The organism is Actinomadura violacea (assembly GCF_017573465.1).
Taxonomy (GTDB): Bacteria; Actinomycetota; Actinomycetes; order Streptosporangiales; family Streptosporangiaceae; genus Spirillospora; species Spirillospora violacea.
In genome coordinates this window covers 103353-125331 of sequence record NZ_JAGEPF010000022.1, presented here as the reverse complement: position 1 = coordinate 125331, position 21979 = coordinate 103353, and the positions used below count along the sequence as shown (strand labels likewise).

Sequence of the window (21979 nt, the reverse complement as noted above, 5' to 3'; positions counted from 1 at the left end):
GATGGAGATGGTCGCGGATGCCCTTTCTCTCCTGAAACGATAGGGGGCAGGAGGGAAGCGTGTCCGGATTCGACGTACTGACGCGCGGCGACGTGCTCGACTCGGCGCTGCAGGCGAGGGACTACCTCGTCGGCTGCGGCGTTCCGGGCGCGCTCGCCGCGAAGGACCCGCGGCTGTGGGGGCGGCGCGCGGTCGACCACAGCAGGCTGGGCTGGCTCGACCTGCCGTTCGCCTCGCGCGGGCTGCTCAAGCAGGTGGACGGGATGGTCGCCGAGGCGCGCTACTCCGGCCTGGACCACATCGTGCTGATCGGGGTGGGCGCGGAGAGCCTCGCCGCCCAGGCGATCATGGAGGCGCACGCGCCCGCCCTCGCCGGCGGGGGCGGCGCGCCGCCCGGCCCGGCGGGCGGGCTGACCGTGCTGGACGGCAGTGACACCGCCGCGCTGGCGTTCGCGCTCGAGCGGCTGGACCGGACGCTGGTCGTGCTGGCCAGCAAGGCGGGCGTGTCGCTGGAGGGCGACGCCTACCGGCGGATCTTCGCGGGCGCGTTCCGCGAGCGGGGCCTGTCCGAGCGCGAGATCGCGGGCCGCTTCCTGGTGATCACCGACCACGGCAGCCCGCTGCACGACTTCGCCCGCCAGTGCGGCTACCGGATCGGGCTCACCGACCCGTACCTGCCCGGGCACTTCGGCGCGCTGTCGGCGTACGGGCTCGTCCCGGCGGTGCTGGCGGGCGCCGACGCGGGGCGGCTGCTGGAGGAGGCGGCGTCGCTGGTGCCGTCGCTGGCCAAGGACGAGGACAACCCGGGGCTGCTGCTCGGCGCCGTCCTCGGCGGCTGCGCCCAGCAGGGGCCGGGCGGCGTCACCCGCGACAAGGTGGTGCTGCGCGAGCCCGGCGGGCCCGGGGCGCTCAGCGCCTGGATCGCGCAGCTGCTGGCGGTCGGCACCGGCAAGCGGGGCCGCGGCGTGCTGGCGTTCGAGCCGCCGGGCGGCAAGGGCGGCTTCCCCGACCTGCACGGGGTGTCGATCAATCCGCGGTCGGCGGCGCAGGAGGAGGCCGACACCTCGGTGTGGGCGCCGCTCGGCGCGCAGTTCGTGCTCTGGGAGTACGCGACGGCCGTCGCCGGGTGGCTGCTCGGCGTCAACCCGTTCGAGGCGGGCAGCGCGGCCGCCCAGGAGGCCGAGGACGACGCGGCGACGCTGCTGCGCTCGGCGGGCCCGGGGCCGCTGCCCACCGGGCGGCCGGTGTACGTCGAGGACGACATCGAGGTGCACGCCGACTTCGCGTGGCCGTCCGGCGCCGACCTCGGGACGGTGCTCGGGGGGCTGATCGCCTCGGTGCCCGCCGACGGCTACCTGTCGGTGCTGACGTACCTGTCGGGCGACTTCTCGGGCCGCTACCTGGCGCCGTCGCTGTCGCGCGCCGCCGGGCGGCCGGTCGTGTACGGGCCGGGCCCGGCGTACCCGCACGCCACCGGGCCGATCCACAAGGACGGGCCGGGCAACGGCGCGTTCCTGGTGATCACGGGCGATCCGGCGCCGGGCGACACGCTCGCGGCGCATCCGGTGCCCGGGCGGCCGTACGGGCTGGCGAAGCTGCAGCTGGCGCGCGCGCTGGGCGAGGTCCGGGCGCTGCGGCAGCGGCGGCTGCCGGTGGTGCGGCTGCACCTGCGCAACCCGGTGGAGGGCGCGGGCCGGCTGATCGAGGCCGTTCGGGCGGTGGCGGGGGCGGGTCCGCGGCCGTGAGCTTCACCGCCGTCGTCTCGGGGGAGACGGCCATCACCGCTCGGGGGCCGGTCAGGGAGGCCGCCGAGCGGGTGCTCGGGCGCCTGTGGATCGACCAGGTCCCGGTGCGGCTCGCCTCGGAGGACCCGGCGCTGTGGCCGTCGGCCGCGACGGCCGCGGTGGAGGGCCGGCCGCTGTGCTGGCCCGGCCAGCCGGGGCCCGGGCGGGCCGCTTTGGACCGTGCCGGGGAGCTGCTGGCGGACGCGCGCGCGGCCGGGCTGACCGAGGTGGCGCTGCTCGGGCGCGGAGCCGCGGCGCGCGCGGCGGAGCTGATCGCCCGTGCGTGCGCCCCCGGTCCCCGGCGGCCGGCGGACGCCGGCGCCCCGCCGCTGACCGTCCTGGACGGCCCGGAGCCCGGGCCGGTGCTGCGGATCGGCGACGACCCGGACCGGCTGGCCCGTACGGCGGTCGTCGTCACCGGCGACGACCCCGGAACCGAGGCGCTGCGGCGGGTGTTCCTCGGGATGCTCGCCGACGCGGGCCTGTCCCCCGCCGAGATCGCGCGGCGGGTGGTGACGGTGGCCGCGCCGGGGACCGTCCCGGCGAAGCTGGCGGCGGAGGCCGGCCATCCGCTGGTCGAGGCGCCCGCGCCGACCGCGTTCGGCGCCCTGTCCCCCTACGCGCTGGTGCCGGCGGCCTTCGCCGGCGCCGACCCGTCGCTCCTGCTGGACGAGGCGACCCGGGTGCTGCCGGCGCTGACCCGTCCGGAGAACAACCCCGGGCTGGTGCTCGGCGCGATCCTCGGCGGCGCGGCGCGCGCCGGGCGCCGCACGGTCGTGCTGGGCGGCTACTCCGCGGCGCTGCCGGGGCTGGCGGACTGGGCGGCGCAGCTGCTCACCGAGGCGTCCGGCGGCCGGATCCTGCCGGTGGTGCAGGGCGGCGGGCTGCCGGTGGCGCCCGGCGACGACCTGTTCCTGCTGACGCTGGACGGCCGTCCGCACCAGGACGACGCGACCGTGAGCGGCCCGGCCGCCGGGCAGCTCGTGGTGTGGGAGTACGCCGCGGCCGTCGCCGCCTACCTGCTGGACCGCGACCCGATGGCGACGCCGGGCCGCGCCGCCCCGCTGACGGTGGACGACGGGACGGGCGACCCGGTCCTGTCGGACGGCGATCCGGGCCGGTCCGTCGAGGTGCACACCGCCGACCCGGCGTTCGCCGGCGCGCCGGACCTGGGCGCGCTGCTGGCGGCGCTGACCGCCGCGGTCGGCCCGGACGAGCATCTCGCGCTGGTCGCCTATCTCGACCCGGACGAGGCGGGCGGGCAGGGCGCGCAGATCCGCCGGCTGGCGGCGCTGCTGGCCGCCCGCTGCCGCCGCCCGGTCACCGTCGGCTGGGGCGCCCGGCGCCCCGCGGGCGGAAACGATCGGCCGGACGCGGGCGTATACCTGCAGGTGACGGGGAACGCCGACCGCGACGTCCCGGTCCCCGGCCGGCACCACCGGCTCGGCATGCTCCAGCTCGCGCGGGCGCTCGGCGACGCCCGCGCCGCGCGCTCGGACGGCCGCCCGGTCGTCCGGCTGCACCTGCAGAACCGCTGGGCGGGCCTCGCCCGGCTGCTCGACTCCGCCAGGGGCGGGTAGGGCTCCGCCACCGCGGCTCTCCGGGGAAGACGGCCCGGAAAGGGCGATGGCGCCGCCCGGAAGAGGCAAGACTGTCAAGTACACGGGGCCGACACACAGGATGCGTGGTCTGATCGGATGCGAGTACAAGTGAGGGTAGGCAAGGTGCGAGAAGAGGGGGCCGCAACGTGACCGACGCAGCCAATCCGCTCCGGGACCCGCGCGACAAGCGCCTGCCGCGGGTGGCCGGGCCGTGCGTGCTCGTGCTGTTCGGCGTGACCGGGGACCTGTCGCGCAAGAAGCTGCTCCCGGCGATCTACGACCTGGCGAACCGGGGGCTGCTGCCGCCGGGCTTCTCGCTGGTCGGTTTCGCCCGCCGCGACTGGGAGAACGAGGACTTCCGGCAGATCGCCTACGAGTCGGTGAAGGCGCACGCGCGGACCCCGTTCCGCGAGGACGTGTGGACCCACCTGTCGGAGGGCATGCACTTCGTCCCGGGCGAGTTCAGCGATCCGGGCGCCTTCGACGCGCTGTCGATGGCGGTCAAGGAGCTGGACGAGAGCCGCGGGACCGGCGGCAACTACGCCTTCTACCTGTCGATCCCGCCGAAGTTCTTCCCGCAGGTGGTGGAGCAGCTGCAGCGCAGCGGCCTCGCCGACCGCAAGGAGGGCGCCTGGCGGCGGGTGGTGATCGAGAAGCCGTTCGGCCGGGACCTGAAGACGGCCGTGGAGCTGAACGACACGGTGCACCGCGTCTTCCCCGAGGAGTCGATCTTCCGGATCGACCACTACCTCGGCAAGGAGACGGTGCAGAACATCCTGGCGCTGCGGTTCGCCAACACGATGTTCGAGCCGCTGTGGAACCGCTCGTACGTCGACCACGTGCAGATCACGATGGCCGAGGACATCGGCATCGGCGGCCGGGCGGGCTACTACGACGGGATCGGCGCGGCCCGCGACGTCATCCAGAACCACCTGCTGCAGCTGCTGGCGCTGACGGCGATGGAGGAGCCGACGTCGTTCAGCGCGCAGGCCGTCCGGCTCGAGAAGGCGAAGATCCTCTCGTCGGTGCGGGTGCCGGGCGACCTGACGACCTCGACCGCGCGCGGGCAGTACGCGTCGGGCTGGCAGGGCGGCGTGAGCGTCAAGGGGTACCTGGAGGAGGACGGCATCCCCGCCGACTCCCGTACCGAGACGTACGCGGCGGTCAAGCTGGAGATCGACAACCGCCGCTGGGCGGGCGTCCCGTTCTACCTGCGCACCGGCAAGCGGCTGAGCCGCCGGGTGACGGAGGTGGCGATGGTGTTCCAGCAGGCGCCGCACCTGCCGTTCTCGCACACCGACACCGAGGAGCTCGGGCAGAACGCGCTGGTGATGCGGGTGCAGCCGGACGAGGGCATCACCGTCCGGTTCGGCTCCAAGGTGCCGGGCACCTCGATGGAGATCCGCGACGTGAACATGGACTTCGCCTACGGCGAGTCGTTCACCGAGGCGTCCCCGGAGGCCTACGAGCGGCTGCTGCTGGACGTGCTGATCGGCGACCCGCCGCTGTTCCCGCGGCAGGAGGAGGTCGAGCTGTCCTGGCGGATCCTCGACCCGATCGAGGAGTACTGGGCGAGCCGCGGCGGCCTCGACCAGTACACGTCGGGCGGCTACGGGCCCGACAGCGCCGACGAGCTGATGGCGCGCGACGGCCGCGCCTGGAGGAGGCTCTGATGAACATCGACCTCACCGGCACCACGACGCGCAAGATCCAGGACGCGCTGACGCAGTCGCGGCACCTGATGGGCGGCCCCGCGGTCGGCATGGTGCTGACGCTGATCATCGTGACGGACGAGTCGGCGCAGTACGACGCGGTCCGCGCGGCGACGGAGGCGGCCCGCGAGCACCCGTGCCGGGTGCTGACGGTGATCTCCCGCGACCCGCGCGGCAACTCCTCGCGGCTGGACGCCGAGATCCGGATGGGCGAGACCGGCCCGGGCGAGACGGTGCTGCTGCGGATGTACGGGCCGCTCGCCGAGCACGCCGACTCGGTGGTGGTGCCGCTGCTGATGCCCGACACGCCGGTGGTGATCTGGTGGCCGGGCGGCAAGGTGCCGAAGTCGCCGGCCAAGAGCGGGCTCGGCAAGCTCGCGACGCGGCGGATCACCGACGCCTACGCGGCCCGCGACCGGCTCGGCACGCTCGCCCAGCTGGCCGGGAACTACAGCCCGGGCGACACCGACTTCACCTGGACGCGGCTGACGGCGTGGCGGTCGCTGCTGGCCGCGGCGCTCGACCAGGACCACGACGAGATCGTCTCCGGCGAGGTGATGGCGGAGCCGGACAGCCCGAGCGCGGAGCTGCTGGCGGCGTGGCTGTCGATCCGGCTCGGCGTCGCGGTGGAGCGGACGGTGTCGGAGGGCCCCGGCATCACCGGGGTGCGGCTGACGACGACCGGCGGCGACATCGTGATCCACCGGCCGGACGGCCGGGTCGCGACGCTGTGCCGCCCCGGCCAGCCGGACCGGCAGGTGGCGCTGATGCGCCGGCCGATGTCGGAGCTGCTCGCCGAGGAGCTGCGGCGGCTGGACCCCGACGAGGTGTACCGGGAGGCGGCGGCCCGCTTCGCCAAGGACCTGGCGGGCGGGACGTCGGACGAGGGCACCGCGAGCGAGCCGCTGTCGGGCACGCAGGAGGCCGCGACGACGAGGAAGGCGGAGAAGGAGGCCGAGAAGGAGGGGCTGCCCGCCGCTCCCGAGTCCTCCGCGGGGAAGCAGCCGGCGTCGAAGCCGTCCGGCGGGAAGAAGCCGGCGCGCGGCAAGTCGTCGGGGGACGCGTGACCCGCCCGGCGGTCCTGGTCCACCGCGACCAGGACCTGCTGGCCAAGGCGGCCGCGGCGCGGCTGGTGACGCGGATCGCGGACGCGCAGGCCGCGCGCGGTTCGGCGTCGGTGGTGCTGACCGGCGGCGGCGTCGGCACGGCGGTGCTGGCGGCGCTGGCCGCGGCCGAGGCCCGCGACGCGGTCGACTGGCGCCGGCTGGACGTGTGGTGGGGCGACGAGCGGTTCCTGCCGTCCGGCGACCCCGAGCGCAACGAGACCGGCGCGCGCGCGGCGCTGCTGGACCATGTGGACCTCGATCCGGCACGGGTGCATCCGATGCCGGCGTCGGACGGCCCGGACGGCGACGACCCGGAGGCGGCCGCCGAGCGGTACGCCGCCGAGCTGCGCGCGGCCGCCCGTCCCGAGGACCGGGGCCCGGTGCCGTCGTTCGACGTGCTGATGCTCGGCGTCGGCCCGGACGCGCACGTGGCGTCGCTTTTCCCGGAGATGCCGGCGACGCGCGACGAGCGGCCGGTGGTGGCGGTGCACGGCGCGCCGAAGCCGCCGCCGACCCGCCTGTCGCTGACGTTCCCGTCGCTGTGCGCCGCGCACGAGGTGTGGGTGCTGGCGGCCGGCGGGTCGAAGGCGGAGGCGGTGCGGCTCGGGCTGTCGGAGGCCGGGCCGGTGCAGGTGCCGTGCGCGGGCGCGCGGGGCCGGCAGGCCACGCTGTTCCTGCTGGACCGGGCCGCCGCCGCGGAGCTTCCCCCCGGGAGCTGAGCCGGCCGCCTCCCGTGAGGCGTTGATCTCATCGGGTCGGTGCCGCGCGGCGTGGATCGCCGCGCGGCACCGGCCTTCACGGCTTGATGGGACCATTGCCCACCTAGGAGAAAGCAGGGACGATCCCCCGCACACGCATGCCTCGCCGCGGGCTGCGCATAACCTGGCCATGAGGTTCCGCGTGTCGAGCGTGAGGAGTTCGGTGATGCGCAAGGGTCGGGCCGGGACGGCGGGTGCGGCGATCATCGGGGCTCTGGCGATCACCGTCGCCGGGTGCTCCTCCGGCGGCGGGGGCGGCAAGGGCGGCGGCGGTTCGGGCGGCGGCAAGGCCGAGGACGCCGCGAAGCTCGCCATCAGCCCGGCGACCGGCACCAAGCAGGTCGCACCGGACCAGCCCGTCCTGGTGAAGGCCGACAAGGGCAAGCTGACGGGCGTCACCCTCACCTACGGCAAGAACCAGAAGGCGGAGGGCAAGCTCGCGCCCGACGGTAGCTCGTGGCGGTCGTCGTGGACGCTGCGGCCGTCCACCACGTACACGGTCACCGCGCAGGGCACCGGCGACGGCGGCAAGCAGGTCACGGCGACCTCGACGTTCACGACGCTGACGCCCGCGAAGAAGCTGGAGAGCGGCATGTCGCCGCTGGACGGCGAGACGGTCGGGGTGGGGATGCCGGTGCAGCTGCTGCTGTCCAGGCCGGTGACCACCAAGGCCGGCAAGCAGGCCGTGGAGAAGGCGCTGGAGGTCCGGATGTCGACGCCCGTGCAGGGCGCCTGGTCGTGGATCAACGACAAGGAGGTCGACTTCCGCCCCCGCGACTACTGGCCGTCCGGGGAGAAGGTGAAGGTCGTCGCGCACCTCGCCGGGCTGAAGGCGGGCGAGGGCCTCTACGGCATGAAGGACCGGTCGCTGAGCTTCACCGTCGGCGCGAAGCACATCACCACGATCAGCGACGGCACGCACCGCGCCAAGGTCACCGAGAACGGCAGGCTGGTGCGGACGATGAAGGTCAGCCTCGGCAAGCCGGGCCACGACAGCTACAGCGGCACGATGATCGCGCAGGAGAAGCGGGCGCACATCATCATGGACTCGGCGACGACCGGCGACCCCGGCGAGTACAAGATCCCGACGAACTGGAACGTGCGGCTGACCTACAGCGGGACGTTCGTGCACTCGGCGCCGTGGTCGACGGGCTCGCAGGGCGTGGCCGACGTCAGCCACGGCTGCGTGAACGCCTCCCCGACCGACGCGAAGTGGTTCTTCAACTTCACCAACCGGGGCGACATCGTCAAGGTGACGGGGACGTCGCGCAAGCTGCAGTTCGGCAACGGGCCGACACCGTGGGCGAAGTCGTGGAGCGAGTGGCTGCAGGGCAGCGCGCTCGGCGCGCCCGTCACCGGCGCCCCGCTGAACTGACCGGCCGCACCGCGGCGCCGCGCCCGGGGTGCCCTCCGGGGTGCCCCGGGAGGCGCGCTGGCAGACTGGGGCCATGCAGAAGCTCTCGCTTGACGCGCAGGTACGGGACCACCTCAAGCGGGCCGCGGCGGCGGCCACGGGACGCAGCGCCGAGACCGTCTACGGCGGCCACGAGCACGTCCTGCGGCAGACGCTGATCGCCCTGACGTCCGGGACGTCGCTGACCGAGCACGAGAGCCCCGGGGAGGCGACGCTGCACGTCCTGCACGGGCGGGTGCGGCTGACCAGCGGCGACGACGCCTGGGACGGGATGTCCGGCGACATGCTGATCATCCCGCCGGCCCGGCACGCCCTGGAGGCGCTTGAGGACGCCGCGGTGCTGCTGACCGTCGCCAAGCACTGACGGCGCGGCGCGGCGGCCCGCCGGGTCAGCCGGCGGCGAGGACGGCGACGCCGAGGGCGATCAGTAGGGCGACCTTCAGGCCCTCCAGCGCCACGTAGTACAGGTGGCCGCGGGAGCGGGGCTGGTCGTCCTCGCCGGCGAGCACCCGGTCCGAGCGCTTGTTCAGCCGCGGCCGGACGACGCCGAACTGCACCGCGAGCAGCACCACCGCGACGGCGGTGAGGACGATGACCGCCACCGGCGGGCTCCCGGCCGCGACGGCGACGATCACCGCGACGGCCAGCACGGTCTCGACGAGGTTCAGGGCGCGGAACACGATGCGGCCGATGCCGAGCCCGATCGGGATCGTCACGCCCGGCGCGCGGAACTTCAGCGGCGCCTCCAGGAACGAGATCCCGAGCACCATCCCCAGCCACAGGAAGGTCAGCGCGCCTGCCGTGGCGGCCGCGGTCGAGTTCATGGTCGTCATCGCCTTTCGGAGGGTCGGTCTTCGCGGCCTCGGCGGCCGGGGGTCAGGTGCGGCGGCACCGGTCAGGTGCGGCGCAGGCGGGCGAGGCAGGCGGCGGGCTCGGCGAACGGCTCGAGCCCCTCGGCCTCGACCGGCGCGTCCAGCTCGGCCAGCGCGCCCCGCATGATGCCGAGGTGCACGTCGCAGACCAGCGGCCCGTACTCCTCGGCCAGCTCCAGGAACGGGCAGTGCCGCAGCCGGACGACGTCGCCGTCGGCGTCGGGCGCGAAGTCGAGGTCGGCGAGCAGGGCGGTGAGGCGCGCCACCGCGTCGCCGGCGCTCGTCCGGGTGAACGGCGGCGGCCGGTCGACCAGGAAGCGGCCCCATTCGCGGCCGGCGCTCTCGGCCTCGCGGCGCGCGTCCGGGCCGGCCGCGGCGAGCCGGCTGAGCAGGATCTGCGCCAGCAGCCGGTAGCCGCGCGAGCCGCCGCGGTCCATGCCGGGCCGGGCCGTGTAGACGGTGCGGGGGCGGCCGGGGCCGGACGGGCGCTCCAGGGTCCGCTCGGCCGCGCCGTCGGCGACCAGGGCGTCCAGGTGGAAGCGGGCGGTGTTGGGGTGGACGGCGAGCCGCTCGGCGACGTCGGCGACGCCGAGCGGGGCGCCGGCGCCGCGCAGGGCGTCCAGCACCTCGCCGCGGCGGTGGCGTTCGGGGGCCATGGCCCTCATCCTTCCCCCGGCCGCGGCAGCGCCGCGATCAGGGGGTGGTCGCGGTCGAGCGCGCCGAGCTTCGCCGCGCCGCCGGGCGAGCCGAGGTCGTCGAAGAACTCGGCGTTGGCGGCGGTGTAGGCGGTCCAGCGGTCCGGGACGTCGTCCTCGTAGTAGATCGCCTCGACGGGGCACACCGGCTCGCAGGCGCCGCAGTCGACGCACTCGTCCGGGTGGATGTAGAGCGAGCGGGCGCCCTCGTAGATGCAGTCGACCGGGCATTCGTCGACGCAGGCCCGGTCCTTGACGTCCACGCACGGCTCGGCGATCACGTAGGTCACGGCGTGCCCCCTCCAGGGTTTTTACAAATAGTACATGTAATAATCAGAGCAACAGAGAGGGGCACCCATGTCCGACGTGTTCATCCAGGCCACCGAGACCGACCCGGCCGTCCGCGCGGCCGCCGAGGTGCGCGGCGTCCACCGCCGGCTGCTCGACCGGCTCACCGCGCTCGCCGAGCACGAGCCCGGCCAGGACCACACGGTCCTGGCCGGGTTCCTCGACGGCGAGCTGCGCCGCCACCTCGCCGCCGTCGACGAGGCGCTGTACGCGCCCGCGTCCGGCGCGCCCGAGACGCGGCTGCTCGTCCGGGCGCTGCGCGCCACCGCCGCCGAGATCGAGGCGCTGGCCGGCGCGGTCGCCTCGGCCGCCGACCCGGCGCGCGCCGCCCGCGACCTCGCGGCCGTCATCGCCGTGCACGTCACCGTGGAGGAGACGGTGCTGCTCCCGGCGCTGGCCGCGCTGCCCGGCGCCGACCTCGGCCTGCTCGCGGGCGACCTGAGCACGCTGCTGGACGGCGGGCGGCTGGAGCGCCCGGACGAGATCGACGTCCGCGAGATCCCGCGCGGGCAGCGGCACCCCCGGATCTTCGCCCGGTACGCGCGGCTCGCGCCCGGCGAGTCGTTCACGCTGGTCAACAACCACGACCCGAAGCACCTGCGGCGCGAGTTCGGGCTGGCGCACCCGGCCGCGTTCACCTGGGACCACGTCGAGTCCGGGCCGGAGCTGTGGCGGGTGCGCATCGGCCGGCCCGCCTCCTGACGGCCCCGGTCACCGCTCCGGAGGGCAGGTGAGGTCGCCCGCGGGCAGCCGTCCGGTCAGCAGGTAGCCGTTCACCTGGCGGGTCATGCAGTCGTTGCGGTATCCGCGCTGGTAGGGGGCGTGGACGTCGGCGCCCGTCAAGGTGATCATGCGGGAGCCGCGCAGCAGGCCGTGCAGGGCGCGGTTCGCCGCGTAGACCGTCCGGGTGTCGCCCGTCGCCGCCACCATCAGCGCGGGCACCCGCCCGCCGACCTTCGTGAGGGGTTCGCGCGGCCCGGTCGGCCAGAAGGCGCACGGGTTGATGCCCTGGGTGAGCGGCCCGAAGACGGGGCTGGCCGCACGGTCCCGCTGGACGGCGCGCCAGTACGACTCCGGGTCGCGCCGGGCCGCGGCGTCCCCGCAGATGATCGCGCTCTGGCCGCTGCCGTAGAGCGACTCGTCACCGCCGGTCAGGAACGCCAGCTCCTCGTCCAGGTCCTTGGTCGGCCGGGCGGGCCGCCCCGCGGCCGCCTCGCCGAACACGCGCACGGACTCGGCGAGGACGGCCCGTGCCGAGTCCTCGTCGTCGCCGAGGTAGTCGAACAGGACGACCGGGGCGAGGGAGTCGTCCACGCGGTAGCGGCCGATCTCCAGGGGCGAGCGAGCGGACGCCTTGACGATCTCCCGGACCTCGGCCAGGACCTTCGCCCCCGTGTCGCCGAGGCCGTACTCCGCGTCGCGCTTCGCCGCCCACGCGGCCCAGTTCGCGAGGGCGCGGTCGTTGGCGCTCTCGGTGCCCGCGAGCAGGGACGGCCCCCACCGGGTGGGATCGACGGAGCTGTCCAGGACGGTCCGGTCCAGGCGGCCGGGGAACATCGTCGCGTAGACCGCACCGAGGTAGGTGCCGTAGGACGCGCCGTTGTAGGAGATCTTCCGTTCGCCGAGCGCCCCCCGGACGACGTCCATGTCGCGGGCGATGTTGCGGGTGCTGATGTGGGGCAGCACGGACCCGTTCGTCCGGGCGCACCGTGCGGCCAGGTCCCGGGCGAACCGCACCGACCGCTGGAACGAGCGCCGGGTCTCCCCCGCCGACCTGATCCAGGTGGCGCTCGGCCAGCCGCAGTCCACCGGCGCGCTGCGGCCGAGCGAGCGCGGGTCCATGCCGATCAGGTCGTAGCGCGGGCCGGCCTCGCCCATGATCCCGCGCATGTACGGCGGCATGTCGATGGCGGGGCCCGGGCCGCCGCCGTTGAGCACCATCGCGCCGATCCGGTGCGCCCGGTCCGACGCGGCGAGCCGGGAGATCGCGATCTTGATGGTGCGGCCGTCCGGACGGGCGTAGTCGAGCGGGACGGTCACGTCCGCGCAGCGGGCGCCCGCCTCGTCGAGGCCCCGCCCCACCTCGTCGTCCGGGCCGAGCGTGCACTTCTTCCAGTCGAGGTGCTGGGAGTAGAACCGGGCGAGGCCGCCGTCCGCGGCCGCGTTCGGCGCGGCGCCCGCCGTCGCCGGCGCGGCCAGCGCGGCCGTTGCCGCGAGTCCCGCCGCGGCCGTGCCGAGGATCCTGCTCGGGGTCATGGCTTCTCCGTCCCGCGAGGGTCGCACAGGCCGGTCTCGACGAGGTTCAGCTCGTCGTCGAAGGCGGCCTGCGTGGTCGGGTTCTCGTTGAAGGCGATGGTCACGCGGCGGCCGCCGGGGGCGACGCCCGCGAGGGTGGTGAAGCCGTCGATGTCGCCGGCGTGGCCCCACCAGGTGCCGCCGCAGCGCAGCGGGGTGCCGATCAGCCCGAGCCCGTAGGCGGCGCCCGGCCAGAGGCCGTCGGGGCCGGTGGAGACGGCCTGCTCCATCTCGGCGAGCGTCCCGGCGGGCAGCAGCCGCCCGCCGAGCAGCGCGCCGAAGAACGCGTTCACGTCGCGCGGGGTGGAGATCAGGGCGCCGCCGGCCCAGCCGACCGAGATGTTCATGTCGGTGCGGTCGGCCCAGCGAACCGTCCCGTCCCGCTCGACGCGCTCGTAGCCGCGCGGGTGCGCGCCCCGGATCCCGGTCTCGTCACCGGGCCAGTACGTGTCGCGCAGGCCCAGCGGCCGGATGATCCGCCGCTCGACCTCGTCCTCCAGACGGTGCCCGGTGACCTTCTCCACGATCAGGCCCGCGACGACGTAGTTGGTCGTCGAGTAGTGCCAGCCCTTGCCGGGATCGGGGAGCCGCAGCGCCCTCCGCACGAGCTGCTCGGGCTCGAAGTGCTCGAACCGGAACTCGTCGGTGCTCTTGAAGGAGTCCATGTGGTCGGGCAGGCCGCTGGTGTGCCGCAGCAGGCTCCGGACGGTGATGGTCCGGCCGTCGTAGCCGTTCGCGTCGATCAGCCCGGGCAGGTAGCGAGCGACCGGCGCGTCCAGCGACACCCGTCCCTGCGCGGCCAACTGCAGGACGGTCACGGCGGTGAACGACTTGGTGATGCTGCCGACACGCACGCGGGGGTTCGCCTGCATCGGCAGTCCGGTGCGCCGGTCGGCCACGCCGCTCGCGGCCGTCCACGTCCCGCAGCGCGGATCGTCGATCCGGACGGCGGCCCCGGTGAGCCCGTCCACGTCCGTGATGCGGTGCAGTGCGCCGCGGGTGGCGGAGTGGTCGCCGCAGCCGGGCGGCGCGAAGGCGTGTGCGGGCGGCGGGAAAGCCGCGGCCCCGGTGATCGCGGCGCCGGCCGCGATCACCGCCGCGGCCCGGCGGACGGCCCGCCGCCGCCTCGGTTCTCGTGTGGTCATGTATCTCGACGCTAGGCGCGCGCGGGCCCGGGCACAGTGACGCGATCACCCCGGTTCGACGTCGTGCAGGCTGGCACGGCCATGGTGGGGACAGCCCCACGTTCCGCGTGCCGTGCAGGGGCGATCATGCGTGCGCGGCCCACGCCCGCACGGCCGTCGACCAAAGTCGATGGCAGCGCCGACCCTGGGCCGCTTCGGGGCGGGTGCGGGGTCGCTAGCGTTGGCGGCATGGATCCCGCCGGCCCCTCCCCCACGTCCGGCCCGTCCCGCCTCGGCGACCGGCTCGGCCTGCGGCGCTCGTGGCGGGACTGGCTCGGCGACCTCGGCGTCACCGCCGGCGCGGTGGTGCTCGGCCTGCTCATGCTGCAGACGACCGTGAGCGAGGGGGCGGCGAGCCCGGACGTCTCCGTCCCGCGCGACCTCGCGATCGGCGCCGCGAGCTGGGTCGTGCTGCTTCTGTGGGGCCGCAGGCGCCCCGTCGGCGTCGCGGTGCTGATGATGTTCGCGCAGCTCACGGCGTCCACGGTGCTCGGCACCGGGGCCGTCGCGGTGTTCGCGGTGGCCAGGCTGCGGCCCTGGCGGACGACCGCGGCGGTCGCGGTGGCGAACATGCTGGTGATCGTCGCCGAGTTCCGGATCGGGACGGCCTCGGAGAACGACTTCCGGGAGGGCGTGCTCGTCTTCGGCCTGCTCTACCTGGTGCTGGTCACCAGCGGGCTGCTCGTCCGGTCGCGGCGGCAGCTGATCGACTCGCTGCGGGAGCGGGCCCGCGCCGCCGAGGAGGGGCAGCGGCTGCGGGTGGAGGAGGCGCGGCTGCTGGAGCGCGAGCGGATCGCGCGGGAGATGCACGACGTCCTCGCGCACCGCATCTCGCTGCTGGCGGTGCACGCGGGGGCGCTGGAGTTCCGGCCGGACGCGCCCGAGGACCAGCGCGCCGCCGCCGGGATCATCCGGCAGAGCGCCTACGAGGCGATGGAGGACCTGCGCGAGGTGATCGGGGTGCTGCGCGGCGACCCCGGCGGCGCGGAGGCCGACCGCCCGCAGCCCGCGCTGACCGACGTGCCGGACCTGGTGCGCGAGTCGTCCGCCGCCGGCGCCGAGGTGGTCCTGGACGACCGGGTGCCCGATCCGGCGGCCGTCCCGGTGCGGGTGGGGCGGCACGCGTACCGGATCGTCCAGGAGGGGCTGACCAACGCCCGCAAGCACGCGCCGGGCGCGCGGGTCCGGGTGACGCTCGACGCGCCCGGCGGGACGGTGCTCGGCATCGAGATCGAGAACCCGATCCCGCCGGGGCCGCCGGCCGCCGCGCTGCCCGGCGCCGGGGCCGGGCTCGTGGGGCTCGGCGAGCGGGTGGCGCTGCTCGGCGGGACGCTGGAGCACGGCCGGACCGAGGACGGCCGGTTCCGGCTGCGCGCCCGCCTCCCCCTTCCCGGCTGAACCGCCGCCCGGCCGCGGCGCCCGGCGCGTTCACGCAGGTGGCGGGCGGGACGCATGGCGCCGGGAGTTGCGGGCATGGCCGTGGACATGGCTTCTGACTCCGCACAACCCGTCCTGGAGGAACTCGACCGGCAGGAGTGCCTGCGGCTCATCGCGCCCGGCGGCATCGGCCGGATCGCGTTCGAGGACGGCGAGGGGCCGACGGTGGTCCCGGTGAACTACGCCGTCGACGGCGAGTCGGTGGTGTTCCGCACGTCCCTGGAGGGCCGGCTGAGCCGGAGCCTGCTGACCGCCGTGCCGGGCGGGCAGGTGCGGGCCGCGTTCGAGGTCGACGCGTTCCAGGACGACACGCACGAGGGGTGGAGCGTGCTGGTGCGCGGCGGCGCCCATCCGCTGGAGGGCGAGGAGCGCGAGCGCGCCGTCCGGGTCGACCCGTGGCCGGGGGGCGAGCGCGAGGCGTGGTTCAGCCTGACGGCGATGGAGGTCAGCGGCCGCCGGCTCCGGCAGGGGTAGGCGCGGCCCGCGGCCCCTAGGGTTGGGGGATGGACGCACCTCCCATCCGCGTGCTGATCGTGGACGACGACGCGCTCGTCCGGTCGGGCCTGTCGATGATGCTCGCGGGCGCCGGCGACCTGGAGGTCGTCGCGGACGTCGCGGACGGCGCGGAGGCGGTGCCCGCGGTCAACGCGCACCACCCGGACGTGGTGCTGATGGACATCCGGATGCCGCGGCTGGACGGCCTCGCCGCGACCGAGCTGCTGCGCGCGCGCCGCGACCCGCCGGAGATCATCCTGCTGACGACGTTCGACACCGACGACCACATCCTGCGCGCGATGCGGGCGGGCGCGAGCGGGTTCCTGCTGAAGCACACCCCGCCGCCGGAGATCATCCAGGCGATCCGGCAGGTCGCGGCCGGTGAGCCGATGCTGTCGCCGGCGGTGCTGCGCCGGATGATGTCGTTCGTCGCCGACGCCGGCGCGGACCCGCGCAAGGCCCGCGCCCGCGCGCTGCTGGAGCGGCTCAGCGAGGGCGAGCGGGCCGTCGCGGTGCGGGTCGGGCAGGGCAAGACCAACAGCGAGATCGGCCGGGAGCTGTCGCTGAGCGTCGCGACGGTGAAGGCGTACGTGTCGCGGCTGCTGACGAAGCTTGAGCTGAACAACCGGGTGCAGGTCGCGCTGCTGGTCAACGACGCCGACCTCGGCGGGTGAGCGCGGGCGACTTAGGTCGCGGCGGCGGGCGACCGAAGTCGCCGCGCCGCCGACGTCCGGCGGACGCGGACGGGGCGCCGGTCCGGCGAGCCTGGTTCCATGATCGATGTCGACCGACTGACGAAACGGTACGGGGACGTCGCGGCGGTGCGGGACGTCACGTTCCGCTGCGAGCCGGGCACCGTGACCGGATTCCTGGGCCCGAACGGGGCCGGCAAGTCCACGACCATGCGGATGATCTGCGGGCTGACGCCGCCGTCCTCGGGTTCGGCGACGGTGCGGGGCGTCCCGTACCGGCGGATCGCGAACCCGGGGCGCCATGTGGGCGTGCTCCTCGATCCGGCCGCCCAGCATGCCGGCCGCACCGGCCGCGAGGTGCTGGCGCTGACCGCGCAGGTCACCGGCATGCCGAAGGAGCGCGCCGGCGAGCTGCTGGCCCTGGTGGGCCTGTCGGAGAAGGCGGCGGGGCGGCGCGTCGGCGGGTACTCGCTCGGCATGCGCCAGCGGCTCGGCCTCGCGCAGGCGCTGGTCGGCGACCCGGCCGTGCTGATCCTGGACGAGCCCGCCAACGGCCTGGACCCGGAGGGGATCCACTGGATGCGCGGGCTGCTGCGCGGGTTCGCCGACCGGGGCGGGACGGTGCTGCTGTCGTCGCACCTGCTGCTGGAGGTCGAGGCGGTCGCGGACCGCTTCGTGGTGATCGCGGGCGGGCGGGTCGCGGCGCGCGGCACCAAGCAGGAGCTGCTGGCGGCGCCCGACCGGACCGTCGTGCGCGCCTTGGACCCGGGCCGGCTGGAGGAGGCTTTGGCCGCCGCCGGCCTGCGGTACTCGGCCCGTGCGGAGGGCGGGCTGGCCGTGGAGGCCGGCGCCGAGGTGGTGGGGCGTGCCGCGGCGTCGTCCGGGGCCGTCCTGCTGGAGCTGCGGGCGTCCGGCGGCGGACTGGAGGAGCTGTTCCTGTCCTTGACCGCCGACGCGGCCGCCCCGGCGCCCGCACCTGAGGGGGCGCTGCGATGACCGCGGTCCTCACGGCGCCACCGCGCCCGACGCTGGGGCGGCTGACCGCCGTCGAGCTGCGCAAGATGGTCGACACGCGTGCCGGGCGCTGGCTGCTGGTGCTGATCGCGCTCAGCGCGGTGGCGATGATGCCGGTCGTCCTCTACGCGGCGCCCGCCGACGAGCAGTCCCTCGGCCAGTTGTTCGCCGCCTCGCAGATCGGGGTGTCGCTCCTGCTGCCCGTCCTCGGGATCATGTCGGTGACGTCGGAGTGGTCGCAGCGCACGGCGCTGGCGACGTTCACGCTGGTCCCGGAGCGGAGCCGGATCCTGACCGCCAAGCTGCTCGGCGGGGCGTGCCTGGCGGGGGCGTTCGTCGCGGCGGGGATCGCGGTCGGGTTCCTCGGCCGGGTGGCGGGCGCGGCGCTCGGCCGCTCCACGGGGTCCTGGTCGTTGCCACTGCCGGTCGCCGGCACCATGCTGCTCTTCGCGGTGATCATGGTGTCGATGGGCGTGGCGTTCGGGATGCTGTTCATGAACCCGCCGCTGGCCATCGTGCTCTACTTCCTGCTGCCGACGCTGTGGACGACGCTCGGGCAGATGGTGCCGCGGCTGGAGGGCCCGGCCCGCTGGCTGGACACGAACCGGGCCCTCGACACGCTCACCGATCCGGGGGTCACCGCGACGGAGTGGGCGCGGATCGCGACCTCCCTCGCCGTCTGGCTGCTGGTCCCGCTGGCGGCCGGGACGGTCCGGCTCGTCCGGCGGGAGGTGAAGTAGTCACTCGCGGGGGCCGAGCGGGACGTTCTTGAGCAGCACCGCCGCCGCCAGGCCGGCCGCCAGCAGCGGCAGGCCGGTGAGGAACAGGTCGGAGAACGCCTGCGCGAAAGCCTCGGCGACGCCGTGCCGGACCGGCCCGGGGAGGGTGTCGAGCACCTCGGGCCGGACGGCGTCGCCGAACGCGGGCACGCTCCCGGCCGGGACGCGCCGTCCGATCTCCTCGGCGAAGCGGCTGGAGACGATGCCGCCGAACACCGCCATCCCGGCGGCGGTGCCGAGCATCCGGGACGCGAACACGCCGGAGCCGGCCGCGCCGAGGTCGCGCTTCGGCGCCGCGTTCTGCGCGATCAGCATGACGACCTGCTGCGACAGCCCCGCGCCGAAGCCGAGGACGGTCATGTAGAGGCCCGCAGTGACGAGCCCCGTGTGCACGTCCATGGTGGCGAGGAGGGCGACGCCGACCGCACTGATCGCCATGCTGGCGGCGGGCAGCCGGTGGTAGCGGCCGGTCCGCGCGATGTACCGCCCGGCGCCCATGGACGCGGCGAGCAGCCCGATCATCATCGGCAGGAGCAGGAGTCCGGACTCGGTGGCGCCGGCTCCCCCGACGACCTGGAAGAACATCGGCAGGTAGGTGGCGAGCCCGAAACCGGTCGCCCCGCCCACCGCGGCGACGGCGCACGCGACGGCGAACGACCGGTCGCGGAACAGCCGCGGCGGGATGATCGCCTCGGCGGCGCGGCGCTCCACGAGCACCCACGCGGCGAACAGCACGGCCGACCCGGCGGCGAGCGCGAGGATCTCCGGCGAGCGCCACCCGTACCGGGTCCCGGCCCAGCTGGTCAGGAGGGTGAAGCAGGTGACCGCGGCGCCGAGCAGGACGATGCCCGCGTAGTCGATCCGGGGGCGCCGGTCCGGCTTCGGCAGCCGCAGGAAGGCCAGGGTGAGCGCGGTGGCGGCAAGCCCCAGCGGCATGTTGACGTAGAACACCCAGCGCCAGGACGCATGGTCGGTGAGGAACCCGCCGGCCAGCGGGCCCCCGATGCTGGACACGGCGAACGTCAGCGCCGAGTAGCCCTGGTAGCGGGCCCGCTCGCGCGGCTCGAACAGCTCCCCCGTCACCGCGAACATCGAGCTCATCAGGCAGCCGGCTGCCGCGCCCTGGACGGCCCGGAACGCGATCAGCGCGTCCATCGACGGCGCCGCCCCGCACGCCGCCGAGCCCGCCAGGAACCCGATCAGCCCGGTGAGCAGGACCGGCCGGCGGCCGAACAGGTCCCCGAGCCGTCCGGACAGCGGGACGGTGACGCTGGTGGCCAGGACGTAGGCGGTGGAGACCCAGGCGAGCCGGTCCAGCCCGCCGAGGTCGCCGACGATCGTCGGCAGCGCGGTGCCGAGGACCGTCGCGTCCAGCGAGGACATCAGCCCGGCGAGCATGAGCCCGCCGAACACCAGGACGCGGTGCCGGTGGGTCATCTTCGCCGGCGCGTCGCGCGTGATCGTCATGTGCACTCCTCATTCATATGCTTAACGCATCTAGATGCTAGACACACATATATGAGCGACGCAACCGGACTAGACTGGCGGCATGACCGACGAGGCACTGGACGCCGTCGAGCGGAACATGGTCAAGCTGCGCCGCGGCATGTCCCGCCAGCGGCTCGGCAGGGCGGCGGTCCGGGACCACAACCTCCCCGTCGACGTGCAGGTCCTGCACGTCGTGGACGTCGTCGACGAGGGCCCGGACGGCCCCGGCCAGGAGATGAGCGTCGGCCTGGTCGCCACCCGCCTCGGCGTCGACGCCTCGCGCGGCAGCCGGATCGTCGCGGAGGCCGTCAAGTCCGGGTACGTCCGCCGCGTCGCGTCCCAGGAGGACGGCCGCCGCATCCACCTGGAGCTGACCCCGGCGGGCCGGTCCGTCGTCGAGGCCACCCGGCGCACCCGCCAGGAGCACTTCGCCAAGGCCATGGGCGACTGGAGCGGCGCCGAGCGCGCCGAGTTCGCCCGCCTCCTCGCCCGGTTCGTCGACGCCTACGAGGGCTGACCGTGAAACGGTGATTTGGCCGCTTCATGACCTTCCTGGAAGCGGGCCGCTACCGTGCGTGGCTAGTGTCGGGAGTATGAGCGGGGGCACCGACCTGGACAGGATCGTCGACGCCGCGACCCGGCTGTTCGCCGAGCTCGGGTTCGACGGCACCTCCGCGCGCCTGATCGCCGACGCGGCCGGCGTCGACCCGGCCACCGTCGACCGCCTGACCGGCGGCAAGACCGAGCTGTACCGCGAGGTGATGCGGCGGGCCACCGACGCCGACAGGGCGGCGATCAGCGGCGCGGCCGAGGGCTTCGCCCCCACCCGCGAGGGCGTCGAGCGGCTGGTGGACCAGTACGTCGACTTCTACGCCGCGCACCCCGAGTACCTCGGGCTGTGGCTGCACCGCCGGACAGGCGACGCCGCCGACACCGGCGACCTGGAGGAGCAGTACCTCCGGCCGCGGCTCGGCGGGATCGTCGAGGCGCTGCGCGAGGCGGTCCCGGAGGACGTCGACCTCGACCTGACGATCTGGACGATCCCCTGGGTCATCTTCGGGTTCCTCAGCCAGCGGGCGCTCGGCACGGGCCCGGACGGCGAGCCCGCCACCGACGGCCCGTACCGGAGGGTCTCACCGGAGGAGCTGGAGCGCTTCCGCGGCTACCTGCACACGCTCCTCGAGCGGATGCTCGTCCTGCCCGGCGAGGGCGGCTGAGCCGCGAAGGCCGTCCCGCGTCCCGGAGTCAGCCGACCCGCCGCCTGAGCACCTCCAGGGCCCATTCGCCCCACCGCTCGTTCTCGCGCTCGAACGCAAGGCCGCGCATCAGCGTCAGGTAGGGTCCGACGCGCTCGGCGTCCGCGAGGAACTCCTCCTCGCTGCGGCCGTCCAACAGCCGCGCACGCAGCCGCTCGAACCGGGCGATCTTCGCCCGCGCCCACTCCACCCGTTCCCCGACGGCGGCCCGCACGCCGTCGGCATCCCCCGCGTCGACGGCCTGGACCATGACCATCATCTCGTCGCGGATCGCGCCCGGGCGCGGCGGCCCGGCGGTGAACTCGCGCAGCTCCCGCCGGCCCGCCTCGGTCAGCGAGAACAGCCGCTTGTTCGGCCGCCGCTCCTGCTCGACGACCCGCGCCTCGACCAGGCCGTCCTCGCGCATCCGGTCGAGCTCCCGGTAGAGCTGCTGCGGGGTGGCCATCCAGAAGTTGGCCACCGACGCGTCGAACCCCTTGGCCAGGTCGTACCCGGACGCCTCGCCCTCCAGCAGCGCGGCCATCACCGCGTGACGCAACGACATGCCCCGACGATAACGCGCGGTTGATTACTCAAATCATTGACCATCCACGGTTGTGACGAGGGACACCTGCGCGGCCCGCTTCAGCAGGTACGGCACCATCAGCCGGTGGATCGGCGCCACCACCGCCCACAGCACCCGTCCCGATCCCCGCCGGTACGACACCGACGTCGCCCAGTGCGCGGCCCCGCCGTCGAGCCGCAGGGTGAGCCGGGCGGTCATCAGCGCCGATTCGAGCCGCAACCGGACGGCATCGTGCTCGCGTTCCACGACCGTCCAGCCCAGCACGTGGTCGGGCGACGGGCGCGGCCCGAGCCGCAGGCCCAGGACGGCCCGCCAGCCCACCAGCAGGAAGGCCCGCACGGGCGCGGGAGCCCTCTCGAACACCTCCCGCATCCACGCCTCGGCCGACCGCCCGTCCCCGCGCCCGACGGGGACGGTGAACGCGTCGCCGTAGTCGCCGTCCTCCGCCACCACGCACCTCCGGGGGCACACACGATCATCACCC

The 21979-nt window shown here is 74.9% G+C and carries 23 protein-coding genes; 15 read left to right on the top strand and 8 right to left on the bottom strand.

Going from position 1 to position 21979, the window contains the following annotated elements; translation table 11 throughout:
- The first annotated feature begins 59 nt into the window (after positions 1-59).
- The 7 genes from J4709_RS33695 to J4709_RS33665 all read left to right on the top strand — a co-directional run bounded on the left by J4709_RS33695 (position 60) and on the right by J4709_RS33665 (position 8739).
- Positions 60-1745 (top strand): phosphoheptose isomerase, encoded by a 1686-nt coding sequence (locus J4709_RS33695; protein WP_208246892.1) that lies wholly within the window; start codon positions 60-62, stop codon positions 1743-1745.
- On the top strand, positions 1742-3364 hold the full coding sequence (locus J4709_RS33690) for a glucose-6-phosphate isomerase (RefSeq protein WP_208246890.1): 1623 nt from the start codon (positions 1742-1744) through the stop codon (positions 3362-3364). The genes J4709_RS33695 and J4709_RS33690 overlap by 4 nt, the downstream gene beginning before the upstream one ends.
- Before the next feature lie 167 nt (positions 3365-3531).
- On the top strand, positions 3532-5058 hold the full coding sequence (gene zwf / locus J4709_RS33685; protein WP_208246888.1) for a glucose-6-phosphate dehydrogenase: 1527 nt from the start codon (positions 3532-3534) through the stop codon (positions 5056-5058).
- Positions 5058-6164 (top strand): glucose-6-phosphate dehydrogenase assembly protein OpcA, encoded by a 1107-nt coding sequence (locus J4709_RS33680; protein ID WP_208246886.1) that lies wholly within the window; start codon positions 5058-5060, stop codon positions 6162-6164. Before zwf ends, J4709_RS33680 begins: the two co-directional genes overlap by 1 nt.
- A complete protein-coding gene (pgl, locus tag J4709_RS33675) occupies positions 6161-6922 on the top strand; it encodes a 6-phosphogluconolactonase (RefSeq protein WP_208246884.1) in 762 nt (253 codons plus the stop codon). The genes J4709_RS33680 and pgl overlap by 4 nt, the downstream gene beginning before the upstream one ends.
- Positions 6923-7127: 205 nt before the next feature.
- Positions 7128-8336, top strand: coding sequence for a L,D-transpeptidase (locus J4709_RS33670; protein WP_208246882.1), 1209 nt, complete (start codon positions 7128-7130; stop codon positions 8334-8336).
- 73 nt (positions 8337-8409) lie between these two features.
- Positions 8410-8739 carry a cupin domain-containing protein gene (locus tag J4709_RS33665; RefSeq protein WP_208246880.1) on the top strand — a complete coding sequence of 110 codons (330 nt, stop codon included), beginning with the start codon at positions 8410-8412 and terminating at the stop codon, positions 8737-8739.
- Positions 8740-8764: 25 nt separating this feature from the next.
- Here J4709_RS33665 and J4709_RS33660 read toward each other — a convergent pair whose 3' ends face one another.
- The 3 genes from J4709_RS33660 to fdxA form a co-directional block, all read right to left on the bottom strand.
- Positions 8765-9199, bottom strand: coding sequence for a hypothetical protein (locus J4709_RS33660; protein WP_208246878.1), 435 nt, complete (start codon positions 9197-9199; stop codon positions 8765-8767).
- A gap of 71 nt (positions 9200-9270) precedes the next feature.
- Positions 9271-9903 (bottom strand): helix-turn-helix transcriptional regulator, encoded by a 633-nt coding sequence (locus J4709_RS33655; RefSeq protein WP_208246876.1) that lies wholly within the window; start codon positions 9901-9903, stop codon positions 9271-9273.
- Positions 9904-9908: 5 nt separating this feature from the next.
- Positions 9909-10232 (bottom strand): ferredoxin, encoded by a 324-nt coding sequence (gene fdxA, locus J4709_RS33650; protein ID WP_208246874.1) that lies wholly within the window; start codon positions 10230-10232, stop codon positions 9909-9911.
- Positions 10233-10299: 67 nt separating this feature from the next.
- Here fdxA and J4709_RS33645 point away from each other — a divergent pair, with 67 nt between their 5' ends.
- Positions 10300-10992, top strand: coding sequence for a DUF2249 domain-containing protein (locus J4709_RS33645; RefSeq protein WP_208246872.1), 693 nt, complete (start codon positions 10300-10302; stop codon positions 10990-10992).
- Positions 10993-11001: 9 nt separating this feature from the next.
- Here the strand turns inward: J4709_RS33645 and J4709_RS33640 are convergent, their stop codons facing one another.
- Both J4709_RS33640 and J4709_RS33635 read right to left on the bottom strand, forming a co-directional pair.
- Positions 11002-12546, bottom strand: coding sequence for an alpha/beta hydrolase (locus J4709_RS33640; RefSeq protein ID WP_208246870.1), 1545 nt, complete (start codon positions 12544-12546; stop codon positions 11002-11004).
- Positions 12543-13730 (bottom strand): serine hydrolase domain-containing protein, encoded by a 1188-nt coding sequence (locus J4709_RS33635; protein WP_208246868.1) that lies wholly within the window; start codon positions 13728-13730, stop codon positions 12543-12545. The genes J4709_RS33640 and J4709_RS33635 overlap by 4 nt, the downstream gene beginning before the upstream one ends.
- Before the next feature lie 228 nt (positions 13731-13958).
- On the opposite strand from J4709_RS33635, the gene J4709_RS33630 reads away from it, so the two are divergent.
- From J4709_RS33630 to J4709_RS33610, 5 genes are all read left to right on the top strand, one after another.
- The gene (locus J4709_RS33630) at positions 13959-15167 is read left to right on the top strand and encodes a sensor histidine kinase (protein WP_232384428.1); all 1209 of its coding nucleotides are present in this window, start codon (positions 13959-13961) and stop codon (positions 15165-15167) included.
- Positions 15168-15254: 87 nt separating this feature from the next.
- Positions 15255-15680, top strand: coding sequence for a pyridoxamine 5'-phosphate oxidase family protein (locus tag J4709_RS33625; RefSeq protein WP_232384427.1), 426 nt, complete (start codon positions 15255-15257; stop codon positions 15678-15680).
- Positions 15681-15709: 29 nt separating this feature from the next.
- Positions 15710-16375: a response regulator transcription factor gene (locus tag J4709_RS33620; protein WP_208246864.1), complete on the top strand. Its 666-nt coding sequence runs from the start codon at positions 15710-15712 to the stop codon at positions 16373-16375.
- Between the two features lie 99 nt (positions 16376-16474).
- Positions 16475-17389 (top strand): ABC transporter ATP-binding protein, encoded by a 915-nt coding sequence (locus J4709_RS33615; RefSeq protein WP_208246862.1) that lies wholly within the window; start codon positions 16475-16477, stop codon positions 17387-17389.
- Positions 17386-18147: an ABC-2 transporter permease gene (locus J4709_RS33610; RefSeq protein ID WP_208246860.1), complete on the top strand. Its 762-nt coding sequence runs from the start codon at positions 17386-17388 to the stop codon at positions 18145-18147. Before J4709_RS33615 ends, J4709_RS33610 begins: the two co-directional genes overlap by 4 nt.
- On the opposite strand, the gene J4709_RS33605 is transcribed toward J4709_RS33610, so the two are convergent.
- A complete protein-coding gene (locus J4709_RS33605; protein WP_208246858.1) occupies positions 18148-19653 on the bottom strand; it encodes an MDR family MFS transporter in 1506 nt (501 codons plus the stop codon).
- Positions 19654-19735: 82 nt separating this feature from the next.
- On the opposite strand from J4709_RS33605, the gene J4709_RS33600 reads away from it, so the two are divergent.
- Both J4709_RS33600 and J4709_RS33595 read left to right on the top strand, forming a co-directional pair.
- A complete protein-coding gene (locus J4709_RS33600) occupies positions 19736-20191 on the top strand; it encodes a MarR family winged helix-turn-helix transcriptional regulator (RefSeq protein WP_208246855.1) in 456 nt (151 codons plus the stop codon).
- A gap of 76 nt (positions 20192-20267) precedes the next feature.
- Positions 20268-20891 (top strand): TetR/AcrR family transcriptional regulator, encoded by a 624-nt coding sequence (locus tag J4709_RS33595; protein WP_208246853.1) that lies wholly within the window; start codon positions 20268-20270, stop codon positions 20889-20891.
- Between the two features lie 28 nt (positions 20892-20919).
- Here J4709_RS33595 and J4709_RS33590 read toward each other — a convergent pair whose 3' ends face one another.
- Together J4709_RS33590 and J4709_RS33585 are read right to left on the bottom strand one after the other, a co-directional pair.
- Entirely contained in the window at positions 20920-21474 is a 555-nt protein-coding gene (locus J4709_RS33590) for a PadR family transcriptional regulator (protein ID WP_208246851.1), read from the bottom strand.
- A gap of 33 nt (positions 21475-21507) precedes the next feature.
- A complete protein-coding gene (locus J4709_RS33585) occupies positions 21508-21945 on the bottom strand; it encodes a DUF2867 domain-containing protein (protein WP_208246849.1) in 438 nt (145 codons plus the stop codon).
- Positions 21946-21979: the final 34 nt, after the last annotated feature.